At 44.0% G+C, this 17,543-nt stretch carries 11 protein-coding genes, 2 tRNA genes and 1 pseudogene; 3 read left to right on the top strand and 11 right to left on the bottom strand.

Annotated elements, in window-relative coordinates:
• Nucleotides 1–68: 68 nt before the first annotated feature.
• Nucleotides 69–1,892 carry a polysaccharide deacetylase family protein gene (locus tag LIQ05_RS09825; protein WP_226820353.1) on the bottom strand — a complete coding sequence of 608 codons (1,824 nt, stop codon included), beginning with the start codon at nt 1,890–1,892 and terminating at the stop codon, nt 69–71.
• Nucleotides 1,893–2,230: 338 nt separating this feature from the next.
• Here LIQ05_RS09825 and LIQ05_RS09820 point away from each other — a divergent pair, with 338 nt between their 5' ends.
• Nucleotides 2,231–2,734 (top strand): hypothetical protein, encoded by a 504-nt coding sequence (locus tag LIQ05_RS09820; protein ID WP_226820351.1) that lies wholly within the window; start codon nt 2,231–2,233, stop codon nt 2,732–2,734.
• Nucleotides 2,622–2,906: a DUF6783 domain-containing protein gene (locus LIQ05_RS20635; protein ID WP_416385993.1), complete on the top strand. Its 285-nt coding sequence runs from the start codon at nt 2,622–2,624 to the stop codon at nt 2,904–2,906. Before LIQ05_RS09820 ends, LIQ05_RS20635 begins: the two co-directional genes overlap by 113 nt.
• Here LIQ05_RS20635 and LIQ05_RS09815 read toward each other — a convergent pair.
• The 7 genes from LIQ05_RS09815 to LIQ05_RS09785 all read right to left on the bottom strand — a co-directional run bounded on the left by LIQ05_RS09815 (nt 2,885) and on the right by LIQ05_RS09785 (nt 10,247).
• Entirely contained in the window at nt 2,885–4,468 is a 1,584-nt protein-coding gene (locus tag LIQ05_RS09815) for a sugar hydrolase (RefSeq protein ID WP_226820349.1), read from the bottom strand. The genes LIQ05_RS20635 and LIQ05_RS09815 overlap by 22 nt on opposite strands.
• A 14-nt stretch (nt 4,469–4,482) precedes the next feature.
• A complete protein-coding gene (locus tag LIQ05_RS09810; protein ID WP_226820347.1) occupies nt 4,483–5,811 on the bottom strand; it encodes an ATP-binding protein in 1,329 nt (442 codons plus the stop codon).
• The gene (locus tag LIQ05_RS09805; RefSeq protein ID WP_226820345.1) at nt 5,808–6,518 is read right to left on the bottom strand and encodes a LytR/AlgR family response regulator transcription factor; all 711 of its coding nucleotides are present in this window, start codon (nt 6,516–6,518) and stop codon (nt 5,808–5,810) included. The genes LIQ05_RS09810 and LIQ05_RS09805 overlap by 4 nt, the downstream gene beginning before the upstream one ends.
• Before the next feature lie 197 nt (nt 6,519–6,715).
• Nucleotides 6,716–8,290: an MFS transporter gene (locus LIQ05_RS09800; RefSeq protein WP_226820343.1), complete on the bottom strand. Its 1,575-nt coding sequence runs from the start codon at nt 8,288–8,290 to the stop codon at nt 6,716–6,718.
• Between the two features lie 109 nt (nt 8,291–8,399).
• The gene (locus LIQ05_RS09795) at nt 8,400–9,851 is read right to left on the bottom strand and encodes a family 43 glycosylhydrolase (protein ID WP_226820341.1); all 1,452 of its coding nucleotides are present in this window, start codon (nt 9,849–9,851) and stop codon (nt 8,400–8,402) included.
• 233 nt (nt 9,852–10,084) lie between these two features.
• Nucleotides 10,085–10,158: transfer RNA gene (locus tag LIQ05_RS09790), tRNA-Arg, on the bottom strand.
• A gap of 4 nt (nt 10,159–10,162) precedes the next feature.
• Nucleotides 10,163–10,247: transfer RNA gene (locus LIQ05_RS09785), tRNA-Tyr, on the bottom strand.
• Nucleotides 10,248–10,564: 317 nt separating this feature from the next.
• Here LIQ05_RS09785 and LIQ05_RS20305 point away from each other — a divergent pair.
• Nucleotides 10,565–11,023, top strand: a pseudogene (locus LIQ05_RS20305) (DUF2798 domain-containing protein).
• Nucleotides 11,024–11,238: 215 nt separating this feature from the next.
• Here LIQ05_RS20305 and LIQ05_RS09775 read toward each other — a convergent pair.
• The 3 genes from LIQ05_RS09775 to LIQ05_RS09765 form a co-directional block, all read right to left on the bottom strand.
• Nucleotides 11,239–12,243, bottom strand: coding sequence for an alpha/beta hydrolase family protein (locus tag LIQ05_RS09775; protein WP_226820339.1), 1,005 nt, complete (start codon nt 12,241–12,243; stop codon nt 11,239–11,241).
• Nucleotides 12,244–12,271: 28 nt separating this feature from the next.
• The gene (locus LIQ05_RS09770) at nt 12,272–13,261 is read right to left on the bottom strand and encodes a guanosine polyphosphate pyrophosphohydrolase (protein ID WP_173770274.1); all 990 of its coding nucleotides are present in this window, start codon (nt 13,259–13,261) and stop codon (nt 12,272–12,274) included.
• A 389-nt stretch (nt 13,262–13,650) separates the two neighbouring features.
• A complete protein-coding gene (locus LIQ05_RS09765; RefSeq protein ID WP_226820337.1) occupies nt 13,651–17,232 on the bottom strand; it encodes a family 78 glycoside hydrolase catalytic domain in 3,582 nt (1,193 codons plus the stop codon).
• Between the last annotated feature and the right edge of the window lie 311 nt (nt 17,233–17,543).

The following is a 17,543-nucleotide window of genomic DNA, read 5'->3' as shown; positions in this document are numbered from 1 at the left end:
GCTGGCGGAATTCTGTTTAATCTTTCTATTTATCGGTTACTGTTCACTCCGTGACCAGCAGCTATTTATCAGCCGCCATTCATCGGAGGTACCGGCGTCGGTCTGGAAGAATCAAACACCTCACTTGCATCAAACAGATCGGAAAGCAGCTCCGGATTGTAATACATGCGGTATCCATCTACATTTCTTCGTCCCATCCGGAAATACTCGTCTGTGATCTGCACAAAGTATTTGTTGGAATCCACGTTGCAGTAATAGTCGTATCCCTGAGATTTCAGGTAATTAAACTTCTCATCCCCGGTATATTCTCCGCCTCCATTTATATCTGCTCCAAAAGCAAATATAATAATATCTGTTCCGCCAATAAGCGGATCCACATTTTCTTTGAAATTCTCAGTATCAGTCTGCAGACGCTCCATAGAAACCGTAGACATATTCTTATGTCCCCATGTATGGCTTGCAAAAGTCCATCCTTCTGCTTTCATGGCATCCGCAACCTTCTTCGCCCCGGCACGCTCCGTATCCAGGTCAAAATCCGGATGGGCATCCAGCCATGCCTTTTTGTCGTCATTCAGATCATCGGGTCTTGTCTGGTAACTGATATCTGTACGGTATCCAAGAATTCCATTATAGCCGGTAAGCGCCACAATTCCCTTATGTCCATGGTAGGCAAAATCGGGATGTTCTTCCACAAAGCGGTCAATAAGCGGTACCACGTCATAGTCTCCCACAACAGTACTTCCATCGTCCTGCACATACTCATTCCGGACCTTGCCCTCGTCATCTACCACAAGCCTGGTGGCAATGCCGTCACCATCCTGTGAATGGTAATAGCACACATCATCCTGGGAAAGTACAAAAGGCGTTTTTCCCTTAGGCAGATAAATCTGTTTCGCCTTCATCCTGCCATCCTCATCCAGTTCGGCAAGATCGTAGAGATTTACCATTACGTACCCTTTGTCATACATGATCTGGGTGATCTTATTAAATTCTGTCATGGTGGTCATAACCTGGTTATAACCATCCGTCTTATAGTCTCCGTCAAATGCCTTGGAGGTGTCTGCAATCAGTGAATGATAAAAAATATGTGTCACCTGTTCCGGAGACCACGCTACGCATTTATCCTTTGTTTTCTGGAATTTCTGGACTGCATTCTGAAAATGCACGTTTCGCACGTATGCATTGTCTTTCTGAAGAAGGCTGATGGCGCCGTCATAATCATACTGGGTCGCTTTTTCTTTTGCGGTGGTCAGCACCTTTTTCTCATGGCGGATCTGTCTTCTGATAATACCCGCTCCTGCTGCTGCGGCCTGAGGCATCACTCTGTTCACATCCTCAGCAGCGGCCTGGGTAACCTCCTGTTCCGGCTGGTTCTGGGTATCGGATGATTCCCCGGTACTGTTTCCCTCCTGCCCAGCTTTACCGGTATCGCTTCCATCATTTTCCTGATTTTCGGAATCGTCAGTGCTATTTGCATCTGCCTCCGGTGTTTCTCCAGTTGTCTTTCCTTCTGTCTCTGGTTCGCCATCTGCCGAACCCGTATTCTCCTGACTCTGTGTGCTATTTCCCGGAATTACTTCCTTCGCCTTTGCCACCAGCATCTCTGCTTTATCCTGCAGTCCCAGCTGGTCTCTGAAATAATAACCAACCCCGCCCAGTATCACCAAAGCAGTAATAATAAGAGCCAGATTACGATTTCGTATCTGCCTCTTTTTTCTCTTCAGATTACGCTCATGACGTTCACGGCGGCGTTCCTCATAATATTGCTCTTCCCGGCGGTTCTCTTCTTCTATTTGCTGTAGTTCTTTATCAAGTTCCTCGTCTGTCTGTCTTTCGGGAACTATTTTCTCTTCCAGAGCAGAGGTATCCTGCTCTGTATCAGATTTTTTCATATTCTATAACTCCTTATCTGTCAGTTCCCCTCATATGCTGCTGTTCACACCCTGTGCAAACCTTCTCTGACATTAACATTTTAACCATATCAGACAATCTTATCCATTTTGTAACCAGCAGATTTCATTATACATGAAATTTCCTTTAATTACTACCTCTCCTTTGCATTATCTGGTGTTAATATTTTCTAATTGTAATTGCCTTTTGTAAAAAATGATGTTAAAATGTAACTTATGTAATAAGAAACGTAACTGTTCAGTGCATTTCCCGTTACACACTTTGCGGAATCATGCAGGCTGAATCGTTATTAAGAAACTTTATATGTAGGAGGATAAGTATGCATCCAGTAACAATCGTCCTTCTGGTGATTCTCGTAATCCTCATTGGATTACTGATTGGTTTGTATTTTTTTGGCAAGAAGACCCAGAAGAAACAGGAAGAACAGCAGGCACAGATCGAGGCAAGTAAACAGACCGTTTCCATGCTCGTTATTGATAAGAAGAGAATGCCACTTAAGGAATCTGGTCTCCCACAGATGGTCATTGACCAGACACCGAAGCTTCTCCGCCGTTCCAAGATGCCCATTGTTAAGGCAAAGGTTGGACCGAAGATTTCCATTCTCATTGCAGACGAGAAGGTATTCGACCTTATTCCTGTAAAGAAGGAGATCAAGGCTGAAGTAAGCGGACTTTACATAGTAGGTGTGAAAGGTATCCGTGGTAACCTGGATGCTCCGGTTAAAAAGAAAAAAGGATTTTTCGCACGCTTTAAGAAATCTGCTGAGGAAGCTCAGACTGCTCAGAACGAGAGCAGGAAATCTAAGAAAAATAAGAAGAAATAATTATTTCAGCCCTGCCTTCATAAATGGCAGGGCTATTTTAATGCTAACCTCTCCATATACTAACTGCGACAACCAAATCCGGACAAAACATACCGCAAAGTGGGGTGTGCAAAAGGATCCTGCATTTCTGCAAGACCCTCTTTCTCAATTCTATTTCCCATCACCCATATAAAATTTTCTAAGGAAGTACGTCGGTGTGCAGCTCCACGCGTGACAATAGCTGTTGACCATGCTGGAACCGTAGGGAGATTCCTCCCGGTTGTACGGATTATACAGTTCCCAGAAGGTGTCAGCGCCGTCGTGGATCATCTCGCCCCAGTAACGTTTCATTTCTTCTAAGGCAAGCTCTTTCTCATCACAGCGGATGAGCGCATCAATATAATGGTGATACATGTATGGAGTTACCATGCGGATTCGCGGATTTACTTCCATAACATGGTGGATCAGCTTGCGGTTGGTCTCTTTGTCAAAGACGCGGGCAAGGATCATCCAGATCTGGGTTGCCCAGGAAGCCTGACGATCCGGACCGCTTACGAACATTCCAAGGTTTTCATCCCAGAACTCTTTCACAGCAGCCTGCTTCAGCATGGCCTGCTTCTCTTCCAGCAACTTGATATCCTCTTGCTTATCCAGAATCCTGGCAAGGCGGATTCCATAACGGATGCAATAGATCAGCACAGCAGTGGCACCAGCCTGCTTATTCAGGCCATCGCCCCAGTCCAGGAAGCACCAGAATGCATCTCCTAAATCCTCCACAACATTTTTTTCATTGAGCTGTGTCATGGCAATGCGGATCTGATCAACCGCTACCTCATAAAGATCCTTGAGGGTTTCCAGATCACCAGTTGCCTCATAATAATCCAGAAGCACTGACGTGAAAAATAGAGCATAGTCCAGGAGGTAAGTGTCATCCGGTTCCATATCCGGCTCTGTGAATACACAGGCGCTTAATTTTCCCTCGTTAAAAAGCAGCCCTGCGAAAATGTACATACAGCGTTTCGCAAGGTCATAATTCTTGAAGGTGTAATAATTGGCTCTGGCCTGAAGCCTCAGATCACCAAGCCACATTCTGCGGTCACGCTTCGGTCCGTCCTCAAAAACATCCTGCATACATTCTTTCAGCGTTTTGCGGCTTACCAGGTCGATCTGGTTCAGCAGAGGATCACCAAAATCAATGTTTTCTACAGAATCCATATTAACCGCGGAAACGGTGTCGCAGGAAATTCCGTCAATCTTCAGCTGAAACTTGGCAGAAGTATCGATCACACGAAGCTCCATGTAACGGAAGGAATATCTTCTTGGCAGCTTCACCTTCGCCGGAAGCACATCCACATGGATATATTCTTCCTGGATCCAGCCACGGCTGAGCCAGCCATCATAATCTGCGGTCTTATCGGTCATCTCTTCCAGGCGCTCACCAAATTTCAGGTAAAAATAAACCGGCGCATCCTGGTGACTTCCGGTTTTGCTCAGTTCCAGAGTCACATAGCCCACTGCGTGATCCCCGAAATCTACAAATACGGTGTCATCTCTTTTTAAGGATTTTACATACAGGTTTTCAATTGGGTGCTCTTCTGCCACCACAGTCCGCATCTGGCGGTCTTTTCCCACCATGATCTCTTTTGCCGCTTTTATTTCCTTATGATAAAGCTCCGGTTTCAGAGACTCTGCAATCTCCAGAAAACGGTTGTTTTTGTGGATTTCAAAATTATCAATAATACTATATGATGGCATTTATTATTCCTCCATTAACCTTTCATCGGAATCAGTATCTTCAATTCAAACCAGTTATCTGTCTTGCCAGCCATAACCGATCCGCCATACTTCTCCACGATTTTTTTTATACTCTTCGTCCCATATCCATGGAACCTTTTATCCTTCTTTGTGGTAACGGGAAGTCCATCCTGAAACTGAACGTCCTCTTCACAGTAATTCTCAGTACGGATACGGATAAACTGCCTTTCCTGTATCACATGAATGGAAATCAGGCGCTTCTGGCGATCCTTGATCTTCACCACACTCTCAATGGCATTATCCAGCATATTTCCAAAAAGGGCACTAATGTCCATATCTTCCATAAAATTCAAAAGCTGTCCCTCACCCATAAATTTCAATTCAATGCCATGTCGCTGGCAATGCATGCTCTTACTGGTAAGAATCGTGTCCAGAACCTTGTTTCCCGTTTTATTCTGTGTCTCGTAAATCTTGATTTCCCGTTCCATCTGCTCCAGATATTCCCCTGCCTTTTCCGTGTCTGCGCCGGTTTTCAAAAGGTTTATCTGGTGCTTCAGGTCGTGATATTTCTGATTGACAATATCAATGCTTTCCTTGGAAAGCTTGTAGTTCTGGTACTGCATATTTGTAATATTCTGAAGGGTGTCCTTCTCGAATCTCATCTGGATTTCTTTTACCTGAATGTGATAGGCATAAAGCACTGCCATTCCGCTAAGATCAGCCAGGGTACGGATGATAAAAACGTCCATGGCTGTACCGCCGCTGAAAATACTTTTTACATCCACATAGCTTACATTGCTGATGCAATACACAACGATCACTACAAAATACACAACCAGCAATTCTCTGCGGGTAATCTGTAATTCCTCAATATCCTTTTTTAGGTAGCGTTCGATCAGGTAGACCAAAATGTACATCACTGCATAAATCACTACCATATGCAGGAGCCGCCAGGCAGTCTGCTCTGAAGTTCCCTTCATCAGGCCGCTGAAATCCCCTGTATAAAAATAATGGATCTGCCAGCACAAAGAAGCAGCAAACTCCGCATTGATAAATGCTTTCGCACAATAAAATCCGGTTTCACGCCATGGAAGCTCTCCTGCCATCTTCATATACAATAGCATAAGCCCAAAAACGCATATCATAAGAGGCATAAAAAAGATCTGTTTTATTCCATCCGTGAAAAACATAACTGTAAAAATACTGATAAAACTAAGCACACTGTACAGATATTTCCATAGGTCTATTTTTCCACACCCCTGCACAAAAATCATCACCGACGCAGACAGCCAGTAAGAAATGGCGTAATAATACCCCGGAGTATTCACCACTGTGCCGCTCATTTTCCCACCTCATTCATATACTCATTCAGGGCATCCAAAAACGGCTTGCGCCTGCTCCGGCTCACCTGAATAGTGTCGCCATTTACCATAATATCGCTGCCCTGGTAGGTCTCCACGAATTCCAGATTTACCAGATAACAGCGGTTGCACCGAAAATATTTCTTCGGGTCAAATTGATTGTCTGTATCACGCATGGTGCCCTTTGTTTCAAAATCCCCGTCCAGTGTATGATAGATCAGAACGTGATCCTGCACCTCCACATAGCAGATCCGCGCCACATCCAGCTTCTTTTTCCCACCTTTTAAGACAATGGTAATATACTCTTTCTCCGGTGTCTTCACCTTAGTCAGGGCCCTTGCCATGCTCTCAGAAAATGAGAAATAGGAAATGGGCTTCAGAATATAATCCAGCGCATTCACCTTGTACCCCTGAATGGCGTACTGGGGCATGTTGGTAATAAAAATAATGATCACGTTTGTATCCAGTTCACGGATTTTCTCCGCCGCCTTCATTCCGTTTAGAAAAGCCATCTCAATGTCCAGAATAATAAGATCATAGCTGGCAGTGTAATCCGTCACAATATCTTCCCCATCCTGAAATTCCGTGAGAGAAAATTTCACCTGATTCTCTTTCTCATAACGGCTCAGGCATTTTTTCAAAGCCTCCCGGTCGTGCCGGTCGTCTTCCACAATTGCAATTCTTATCATAGTTGTTTCTCACCCGTCCTGTTGATCGTTGTTATATGAAAATGCCGCTATACAAAAAACAGCCCTCCAGTGCAGTGACAGCTGCACCAGAAGGCCGGAAGCACTTGCACGAACTAAAGATAGTAATAGTATAACAGGAAACAGGTTCTGAAACAATTATAATTTCAATGAAAGTCCCGTACGGCAGTCGCCTTTTTTTACTTTCCTTCTGCTGCTTTCTTCTGATTCTCTTTGATCTTTTTCTGGTCCTCTTCGATGTGTTTTTCCACATCCAGGCGGCTCATAAGAATGATAACGATCGCATATGTGATCACGTCCGCAGCAAGGAATGCAAATGCAAGTACCTGCTCCACGCCGCCCATCTGGCGGTACACGATCTGGCCTGTGTAATTTGTCACATTGTCGATGATCTCCAGAGTCTGCGGATTGCAGGCAATACCTGTGTTGCTGTAGCCTGCAAATGTAAGAAGGCTGTTCAGCACACCGATGCAAAGTCCGCTAAGGCCTACCATAATAGAGCTGTAAACAGACATGGTAAATCCGTCACTTCGAAAACCATTTTTCGCTTCCAGATGATCCAGTACATCGGAAAGAAGTGCCATAGTTACGTACATAGCCGGGATGCTTCCAATTCCCTTCAGAACCATACTGGTAGCAACCAGTCCAAAGCTGTTGACATTTACGAAGCATACCAGACCTCCTACAACGGAGAAGCAGAGTCCGGAAACAACAGCTCTCTTTTTACCCAGCTTACGGGCGATGGGCCAGGCCACCACCATACCGATTGCAGTCGGAATTCCGCCAACCAGACCAAGTGTGGACATCAGCGTTCCGGAAGTCTGCTCCGGATTGGCAGAATTAATTACGTTGTCAAACATCCATCTTACATAGAAGCTCATGGAACTGTTTTTGATCAGCTGACCAAACTGGAAAATCAGGAAGTAGAGAATGATGATCCACCAGTATTTGTTGTGGATACAGCCCTCCAGCTGCTTTTTCAGCGGAAGCTTCTCTTCTTTCACATTCAGGTCGATGGTCTCTTCTGTAATACGCTCTCTTGTGAAATAGTACTCCAGCAGACATCCAAACGCACTTACCAGGCAAAGCACGATGGAAATCACTCTCCAATGTGCATAGCTGGCATCCACATCGATTCCGCCATCCTTTGTCACGAACAGGTAGCTCTGAAGAAGGATTGGTACCAGAATGCTGGCTCCAACTCCTGCTGAAGCAACCATGGCTGCGTTTGACAGTGTTGCAAGAAGTCCACGGCTCTCAGAATTTCTGGTGGAAAGAGAAACCATGGAGCTGTGTGCACAGTAAAAGCATGGATATGCAAGTGCATAATACAGGTTATAGGACACTGCAATCCAGATCATCTGAATGGCATTGTTGCCTCTGGTTGGTGTCATAAACATAAGAATGATCGCCACGATCAGCATAGGAGCAGCAAGAATCAGGTATGGCCTTGCTTTTCCCTGGGTGCTTCTGGTATTGTCGATCCACTGCCCAATCATCAGGTTTCCGAGAACTACGAAGATCACGGATACCATAGGCAGAAGTGTGGCAAATGCCCCGAATTTTGTCCAGCCAAGTACATCCACATAATAACGGTTCAGATAAGCACCAAAAATGGAGTTGGCAAACATGGCGCAAAACGGAGCCAGAAAATAGCCGATGATCATCTCCGGGATCTTTACCTCACTGGATTTGATACGGGTTTTGAAAACCGGCTTTTCTGCAACTTTTTTTGCAAAATTAGTAATGTTCAAGTGTTTCGCCTCCTGGGTTTATTTGACTCTTAAGATAAACTCTTTTCCCTTTTATTTAAACTTTGTCTGCTATTAGCAGATAAAGTATTTCTTGCTTTTTAAGGTGTTTTTACTTCAGGTCAAAAGACATAAAGTCAAACGCACCAGTTCCCTTGTAGCTGAAATACAGAGCTTCCTTCTCGCCAAGTCCGCTTAAATCAGCTGCAAAGCCATGCTGCTCTTTGCAAGGCTTCACCTGGATCTTTGCCACTGGCTTGCCGCCTTCCTCTGTAGTCACATAAACAACTCCAGTTGCTTTTCCCTTAATGTTAATGCGAACCTTTGAAGTCTCACGCAGATCAAAATACTTGAAGCCCGCAACAGCTCCGTCGCACATATTTGCCACATACTGGTCTGGTCCCAGCTCACGGTCTTTTCCATCCTGAGTCAGATATGGATGACCAGACTTTGGATGCTTGATCATGCTTAAGAAACGGGTTCCTTTTTTACCATATATGTTGCAGGCAATGTAGGAAGGATAGTTTCCTTTTCCCTTAAGTGGTCCGTCGTTCAGACCGCAGGAGGTCATCTCTGCCTGATAAAATTTGCCTTCCTCGAAACGGATCCGCTCAGCACATGCCTGACGGGAGGACTGCTTACGGTTGCTGTGTCTGTGATAGAAAACGTAATAGCTTCCGTTGATCTCGATCAGACTTCCGTGAGTATTTCCAGTGCAGTTTCTTGCGTTTTTCACATCTGTAATTCCCGGAAGGCCGATGTCTCCGTTGCTGACCAGAACACCGCCAAACTCAAATCCACCGGTAGGATTATCGCTGGTTGCATAGCAAAGCTCATGGCTGTTCAGGGAACTGTAGATGAAATAATAGGTTCCATTGAATTTACGCATGGAACTTGCCTCCAGGAACGGATGTCCCTCGTAGGAGGTTCCCGGCGCTTCTTTCTCACTGGCAATTCCGATGTATTTCGGTCCCATTTTTACAGTGAGCATATCTGCAGGATCCAACTCGAAGCACATGGAACCATGCTCTGTTGGCTTGGAACCGTCCAGCAGAAGTGGATTTCCCTGAAGGGCGAAGCCACTGTAGAGATACAGTCTTCCGTCGTCGTCCATGAAAATACCCGGGTCAAACTGCAACGGCTCATTCTTCTTACCGATCGGTGTGCCGTCTGCATATTTTACATAACCATAGAATTCATATTTGCCTGCCGGCTTGTCACAGACAGCCACAGAGATCATCTTTGTACCGCCCATGAAATAGTAAAGATAAAATCTTCCGTCCGGTCCCTGGATCATATCCGGTGCTGCCAGACCATTTGTAAGACGGATCTTCGGTGCTGCCGGATCCTGCTCTCTTTTGAAAATAACACCCTCATAACGCCAGTTGCCCAGATCGTCCACCGGTGCTGACCAGCATACATAATCGCCCAGACAGAAATTCAAGCCGTTAAAAAGATCATGAGAACCATATATGTATACACGCCCGTCTACAATATGCGGTTCTGCATCCGGCACATATTCCCAGCTTGGCAGGTACGGATTTACAGCCTGCTTTGTTTTCATACCTTCATCCTCCAATTTTTTACATGTTTCATATTATAGATTTATTATAACACTCTGCAATTCCCATACCTGTTTTTAACGTAAAGTGTAATAAATTTATCGCAAATAGCACATTTTTAAAGTCCAGAGATTGAATCTCAATAAAAAAAAGCCGTCCAGTCACAGACAGCTTTCTTCCTTTGCACCATTTCCTTACCTAATTCACTTTGTTCCAAGACATCTGCCATTGGAAGCACTCCTGGGGAGATTCGAACTCTCGACACCGCGCTTCGTAGACGCGTGCTCTATCCAGCTGAGCTACAGGAGTATGCTCGGTCATGAGGGAATCGAACCCACTCGTGTTATGATAACAGCGGATTTACAGTCCGCTCCGCCTCCTTAGCGGGATAATGACCGATATGATTTCTTACATGTTTTATATTACCAGAAGAACTACATATTCTGCAATAAACTACTAGTTTAATATAACCAAGGAACATAAATAAAACTGCATTCTGACTTATAAAAAATCCCCATTATCATTTCTTAGTCCATCTTATATATCGATTTTCTTATTGCATTTTCTCATTTATCTGGTATAATAATCATTCGGTAAACAATTTAATAACAAATCAGCTCTGGTATAAAATTGGAAACGACACAAGTGTACGCTTGATAACGAACAACACATGTGTCTTTTTTGTACCCATTTTTAGAAAAAGGAGAACAATTTTATGCCAAAAACTAAGTTTCAAAATGTTATTTTCACTCTGATGATGGCCTTCCTTATGGTCTACGCCATGATCTGCTACAACATTTCCCTGAATATCGGTGGAATGAGCAACCAGGTATTTCTCATGGCTTTCGGCGAAATGAAGATCATGTAGCCGGTTGCATTTGTGCTGGAGTTCTTTATTGTTGATAACCTTGCCCATAAGCTTGCTTTTCGTATTGTCACACCTAAAGACAGACCTTTCGCAATCACAGTTGCAATTTCTGTTATGATCATCTGCATTATGTGCCCGATCATGAGCTTAATTGCCACAATCTTATTTAAAAATGCAGGTTCCCAGTTCGTTGCCGTATGGCTCCAGACCACTTTCATGAACTTCCCGGTTGCCTTCTTCTGGCAGCTGATGTACTGTGGACCGCTGATCCGTTTTCTCTTCGGAAAAATGTTTCCAGAGAAATAAGGAGCATAAGCGTACCTGTTAGCAATTTTCATATAAATATTTGAAGGATTTTAAAAGGCATTGCAGGATATAGCCTCTCCCTAACGTTTGACTCCAAAATCAAATCGTTTACAGGCGCCATATAATTCCTTGCAATGCCTTTTTTTAATTCTTTATATACTTTTCTTTGGGTAAATACACAATTCTGTGTACATGATTATAGTGTCTTCAATGTGTCACTCTTTCAAATGCGCATCCAAAAATTCCAATCCAACACTCTCTGCGTAATCTCTTCCCTCTTCAAAATTCATCTCGAAACCATGGGTAGCCTTCTTTCCATAAATTGGAACCAGAACGGAACCTTCCCCTGTATACGCTTCCTCAATTGCCTTTTCAGAGTAGCTGTATGGCACCAGGCTGTCATTGATTCCATGGATAATCATAACATCCCCCTCATACGCACTGATGGTATCATATACATCCAGATCATAAACTGTTTTCACATACCCCGAACCCACAGTTCCTACCGGCATCTCAGCTCTGTCTTCCGGAATATCATCCGCGGAAGCATACATTTCCCGGGCATTATCCGCAATGCAAAGTGCCGGATAAACCAGGATCATAGCAGCCACATCATCTTTTCTGTCTGCTGCAGTCAGGGCACTTACAAGACCGCCCTGGCTCTGTCCAAGAAGGAAAATGTGATCCTGGTCTACAAAATCCTTTGTTTTCACAAAATCCATAACAGCACTTAAATCTTCTTTCTCTGTCATCACTGTCATGTCCATGAAATCTACATCACTATTTCCGTTAAAGGAGCCTCCGCAAAAATCAAATGTATAAACCACATATCCATCCTGAGCTGCTTTTTCCGGCCATTTTGCACGCTCTACCATCTGGGAGGTGGAACCAATTCCGTGGCTCATAATGATTACTGGATAGGTCTTTGTCTCGTCAAAATCTTCCGGATAATAGAACTGTCCGTAAATATTATTGTCTCCATTTTTGCACCAGGAAACCACCTTTGTACAGTCTTCTAATTCTGTGGTGTATCCCTCTTCGATCTCCGGATTGTCAAACTCTTCTGAATCAACATCTTCCTCTTCTTCGGGATCAGAACTGTTCTCTGCTTCTTCTGTCTGCTTTTCTGCATTTTCCTCAGCCCAGACAGTTGCACTTACACAGCCCACACTTAATACTGCTGCCATTCCTAACGCAATTAACATTTTTTTCTTTAACATTTTTATTTCTCCACTTACATTTCTATTGTCAATCGATCACATCATTCTGAAACCTTGACAAATGCTCATAGGGCAGAATCAGCCTTCCTCTGAACAACCCACAGCCATCGTTGATCAGGCTGTTATTTACCGCAGAAAACATATTCACATCAAGATCTGCTAATTCCAGGGAAAGCAGCTTCATTCCCCGCTCATAAGCCTCGTCGAAGTAAACACATTCCCCTTCCGGGATCACATCTCTTCTGGCGCGCTCGTCCTGCTGGCGTTTCTCATAGCCCAGATGATTGGCAGGACCGATTTCCGCAGTATCATCCATTTTCTGGGTACGGAGCTGTACCTCCATGTAGGATCTGGAGCTGTTATCATAGAACGTGATATGTAAAGACTGATACCCATATTCACTGGTACCGCAAATATAATCTCTGTAATAAGGCTTCACATCATCATTCAGTTGATCAGAAGTACTCAATTTCACTCCCTGAGCCGATTCTGCTGTAAAGCCTCTCTCTTCCAGAAATCCTGGCAGCACATTTGCAATCTCATAAAGATAGCGGATAGACGCCTGCTCCTGGTCTTCCCCTGGCTTCAAGTGACATCTTGGCATACAGACCACAATCCGGTAAGCAATAAAATCACGGAAACAGCTCAGCTTATTTTTCAGCTCTGCAACCGACGGATAAGTACCATTTTCCCTGTAATAATCGTAAATATATTCCACTACATATCCATTAAATTTCTCTTCTGCCCGGATTAATGACTTAATCCTACCTTTAAATGTAAAAGCAAGAAATGGATATTCATGGGCCATATATTTATAAAATTCCCGAATTTTCTGGGACTGGGCTGTAAGGAAATCATTGTGCTCCAAAAGCTCCGTGATCTGGAGCAGAAAATTGCTGTGCACTAAATCAACCTCATTATGGTTCTTCTTCGCTTCCTTACGCAGATCCTCTGTATATTTCTGTAAAATCTTTAAAACCGTATCTCCGGAATATAAATAATCGTTCAGTGTAATCATAGCTGTCACCTCGCCTGTGGGCGTTCTTTCTCATATCAGTCAAACAGTCTGAAAAATTCTATCTGCTGACATATCTGCCCATATTTTATACATATTCTAACAGACTTTTACGATTTAGCAAGGAAAAGTTTTAAGACAGATACCAAAGTGTGCTTGAAAATCATTCTCACAATCTGTACGTTCCCACTTTGCGAAAAACCTTTTCAAACATGCTCTGGTACAACGTTTTTTACAAAAAAGACCAGTAGCTGAAATTTCAATTTTCTGATTCTCAAAAACTCTCTCCCAGTACTGATCTTTTCATCACTCACTCATAATAAAACGGAGGATTTTATCTATGATAAGCTATCTATGCAATACTCTGTAGTAAAGCATTCCATCATAAATTTTTATGCAGCTGTCACAGTCACATTACCATCCACAACTTCGAAATGATAAGTTCCAGCCACCAGTTCCATCTGCTGTGTTTCAATTGCATTATGTGTTACAGCACCTGTTACTGTCACACCATCGCATGCAGTTACCTCACCAGATACTGGCAGGTACAAGGTTGCGGAGGTGTTCGCTGGAACGGTTACATCATAGGATGTCATCGCACCGTCAGCTGCTGTCCAGCCGCTCTTAATGGTTCCGTAAACAGAATCATAGCTTCCCTTTGCCTCTGTGAAATCACCTCCAACAGTGGGCTGCAGGATAAAGTGCTGATAGCCAGGCTGTGTCTCGTCAGACTTGATTCCAAGCTGGTAAGCTACCATCCACTCGTAAACTGCACCAAGTGAATAATGGTTAAAGGAGTTCATGCTGTTGTTTCCGTTAAATCCAAGCTCATTTGTATAACCGTTCCAACGCTCCCAGATACTGGTTGCACCCTGTGTTACCGGATAGAGCCAGGAAGCATAGTCTGTGGACTCAAACAGCTTGTAAGCAGTATCATTTAAGCCATAATCGGAAAGTGCATTTAACAGGTTTCCAGTTGCATTAAATCCAGTTGTCAAAGTGTAAGGAACAATCGGCATTCCATCACTGTCCTCACCGGAAGCCTCTGCGATTGTTGCGTTATAATTCTCCAGAACTTTTTCCAGATTCTCATCACTTACCACATGGAAACGAAGAGGAGTTGCATAAGAAGCCTGTGTATCCTGAATCTCGCCCTTAGTGTTCTTTGTTTTTCCAGTATCCGGATCAATGAAAAACTCATTCCATGCTTCTCTTGCAGTTGCAGCTGTCTCACGATAGCTTTCTGCCTTATCTGTATCGCCCATAACATCAGCAAGAACTGCTGCCTGATCCAGACAGTTAATATAAAGCACATTTCCAAGCATTACACCGTCAGTCGGGATTCTGGAAAGGTGGTCGCAAAGTGTACCAGTTTCACCAGTTAGACGTGCATCCTCCTGCTTGTCCCCGTTCTCATCCTTGTAGCTCATCGGTGTGGAAGCAAGGTGGTCTACATACGCATAAATATTATCAATATTATCTTTTACAATGTCCAGTTTTCCAGTCTGCATATACAAGTTGTACGGAATAGTTACAACCAGACAGTTCCAGGTAATACCGAAGCTCTGTCCGTTATGTGGGATTTTGTCATCTGCTTCCAGATCATAATTCACAAAAGCAGGGCAATACTGGGAAGACATTCCTGTTTCACCACAATCAGCACGGACGGTATCCATCCACTGACGCATAAAGTTGTAAGTGTCTGCTACATAAGAACCAGACAGTGCATAAATCTGTGCATCACCCGTCCATCCCATACGCTCGTCACGCTGCGGGCAGTCTGTCGGAATGGAAATATAGTTGCTTGTTGTAGAGTTTGTAATGTTTGCAAAAAGCTGGTTGGTCAGCTCATTGGAGGACTCATATTCAGCACTTGCGTCCAGTGAAGAAAGTACCTGCATTTTAATGCAGTCTGCCGGAAGCTCCTGATCCAGACCTGTGATCTCAATGTAACGATATCCATGGAAAGTAAGGTCTGGTGCAAATACATTCTCCCCCTCTTTCATGGTATAGAAATCCGTTACCATTGCAGATCGATAGTTCTCCACCATCAGCATTCCGTCAACACCTTCACTGGTGTACTCATCCAGTTCCGGGTAAAGGATCTCCGCGAAACGAACTGTTACTGTCTCGCCTGGCTTTGCGTATTCTTCTGGAATTGTGATCACCGGAACACCGGAAACATTTTCGCCCATATCGTAAATGTAAGAACCAGATCCCTCTTTTGTCTCGCCAAGAGCCTCTTTTACATCGTTAGTACGGATTATATGAACCGGCTCATCATAGCGGGAAACCAGCTGATAATCTGCAAACTGTTTTCTTGTCTCGATTTCAGAGGAAGCTGTCCATGCAGAGTCATCATATCCAGCCTCTGTCCAGCCCTCTACAGCCGCCTCTTTTGTAGCGTCATATCTTTCACCCTGGAAAAGGGAAGCCAGACGTACCGGGCCATTGTTGTAATAAGTCCAGCTGCCGTCATCGGTTACTACTGTGTCGCTGGAACCATCTGTGTAGTTCACTACCAGTTTCGCCATCAGTGCAGGCTGGTCGCCATAATAATTGTTATTTGTACACTCGAAGGTAGTCATACCAGTCCACCAGCCTTCGCCGAGAATTGCTCCCATTGCATTCTTGCCAGTCTGAAGGTAATCCGTTACATCATAAGAATTGTATGCCAGAATAGAATCATACTCTGTGGAACCTGGATTAAACCATTCTTCCGGTGCAACTTCCTGTCCGTTAATATAGAAATCGTAGATACCCTGTGCAGTCAGGTAAAGTCTTGCAGACTCAATCTCTGATTTTGCTTCGAAATCTGTACGAACCATCGGTGCTGCTGCATAGGAAGGATCTGCATATCCAAGAATACCTGTGTCACCGCCATTTACAGTAATTGTATTTCCATCTACAGCCACGCCGTCCATTCCGTTAAAAATAGAATAAGTTGCACCTGTCTCTGCATCCAGAAGAGTTCCGGTTGCATATTTCCCGCCGTTCTCAATCTTATAATCTGTGAATGTGGCGCTGTCACCTGCATTTGCTGCAAAACCTACGGAGTTCAGGTTCGGGAAAGTATTTCCATTTTCCATGGTGTTTACCAGGATGTCATCTCCCACCTTGGTTCCGTCAACTGTGATGGACAATGTACTTGCAGTACAGAAAATATTAATGTGGTGAATATCGTTTTTGTTCTTGTCTGTAATCAGAGTGTTCAAATCTTCATCATCTTCAATTGTGAAAAATGGAGTTGTAGGATCATCGTCTTTTGCATAGCCCATGCGGTAAGCGTTAATCTTCGCACCACCGTTCGCGCCAACACCGGAAAGATCCAGTTCTACGCGGACATAGTTTTCGCCTTCCTGCATTTCGCTGTTGAACACTTTGTTCTCCAAACGGAAATCATCTGCACCAAGAATAAAGGATGCCCCGTTACTGCCCTCTGCCACCTGAACATCTGCGGAAATATTAAAAACTGCTTTAGATGCTGCATCAAGAGATAGCTCTCCTGCTCCGATCCATTTGGCTCCGTCCCAGGATGCTGAACTTGTATCCATCAAACCAGTCTCAAAAGTTGCAGTCTCAGACTGAATGGAATTATCCTTGTTATCGGTCACAGTCACATTCCAGCTGTACTGAGTCGCCGGAGTCAGACCGCTTCCCTCATATTTGATCTCATTTGACTGACTGCTTTCTACCACACCGGAATCCCAGACCACGCTTCCGCCTTTGTCCTGGACAACGATCTGATACGATTTCTGGGCTGCCCCGATCTCGCCTGACTGCATCTGCCAGGAAAATGCAGGATTAGCCTCGTCTACGCCAATGGGATTTGTACGCCCCTGAGTTTCCAGATTTACAATTGCAGTTTCCGCTGCTGCCTCAGCTGTCACTTCTTCAGCGAACACACTTACCGGTCCATTGCCAACCAGAAGCGTCACGCCCATGAATGCAGCAAGCACTCGTTTCATACTCATGAATTTCTCTCCTCCTCGATTTTTCTGTGAAAATCCCGGACAACATCTAATCAGTGTCATTGATGCAGATCAGATGGCTTTCATATTTTGCGATGTCCGTTATTTTAACTATTTTTTCTTACCTTGCTTATTTTGCATTGTACCATTTTTACAGTAAAATAATCGTTTCCGGCGTAAAGTGTGCATATTTATACGTAAAATGAATTTCAATTTTTTCTTTATAAAAGCAAAACCACAGAGATACCCTTTCCCTGTGGCTTTACTTCTAAGTTTTAACACTTAAAATAAAATTGCTCTATATCGCCAGCGTC

Origin of the sequence: Blautia glucerasea (assembly GCF_020537505.1) — a bacterium.
Taxonomy (GTDB): domain Bacteria; phylum Bacillota; class Clostridia; order Lachnospirales; family Lachnospiraceae; genus Blautia_A.
The sequence above is the reverse complement of the archived record's forward strand: the minus strand, read 5'-3'. Positions and strand labels throughout refer to the sequence as shown.

Excerpts from the sequence above, each read along its gene's own strand:
- LIQ05_RS09795 (WP_226820341.1), bottom strand. The coding sequence starts at position 9,851 with ATGAAAACAAAGCAGGCTGTAAATCCGTACCTGCCAAGCTGGGAATAT.
- LIQ05_RS09820 (WP_226820351.1), top strand. The coding sequence starts at position 2,231 with ATGCATCCAGTAACAATCGTCCTTCTGGTGATTCTCGTAATCCTCATT.
- LIQ05_RS09805 (WP_226820345.1), bottom strand. The coding sequence starts at position 6,518 with ATGATAAGAATTGCAATTGTGGAAGACGACCGGCACGACCGGGAGGCT.
- LIQ05_RS09815 (WP_226820349.1), bottom strand. The coding sequence starts at position 4,468 with ATGCCATCATATAGTATTATTGATAATTTTGAAATCCACAAAAACAAC.
- LIQ05_RS09825 (WP_226820353.1), bottom strand. The coding sequence starts at position 1,892 with ATGAAAAAATCTGATACAGAGCAGGATACCTCTGCTCTGGAAGAGAAA.
- LIQ05_RS20635 (WP_416385993.1), top strand. The coding sequence starts at position 2,622 with ATGCTCCGGTTAAAAAGAAAAAAGGATTTTTCGCACGCTTTAAGAAAT.
- LIQ05_RS09810 (WP_226820347.1), bottom strand. The coding sequence starts at position 5,811 with ATGAGCGGCACAGTGGTGAATACTCCGGGGTATTATTACGCCATTTCT.
- LIQ05_RS09770 (WP_173770274.1), bottom strand. The coding sequence starts at position 13,261 with ATGATTACACTGAACGATTATTTATATTCCGGAGATACGGTTTTAAAG.
- LIQ05_RS09775 (WP_226820339.1), bottom strand. The coding sequence starts at position 12,243 with ATGTTAAAGAAAAAAATGTTAATTGCGTTAGGAATGGCAGCAGTATTA.
- LIQ05_RS09765 (WP_226820337.1), bottom strand. The coding sequence starts at position 17,232 with ATGAGTATGAAACGAGTGCTTGCTGCATTCATGGGCGTGACGCTTCTG.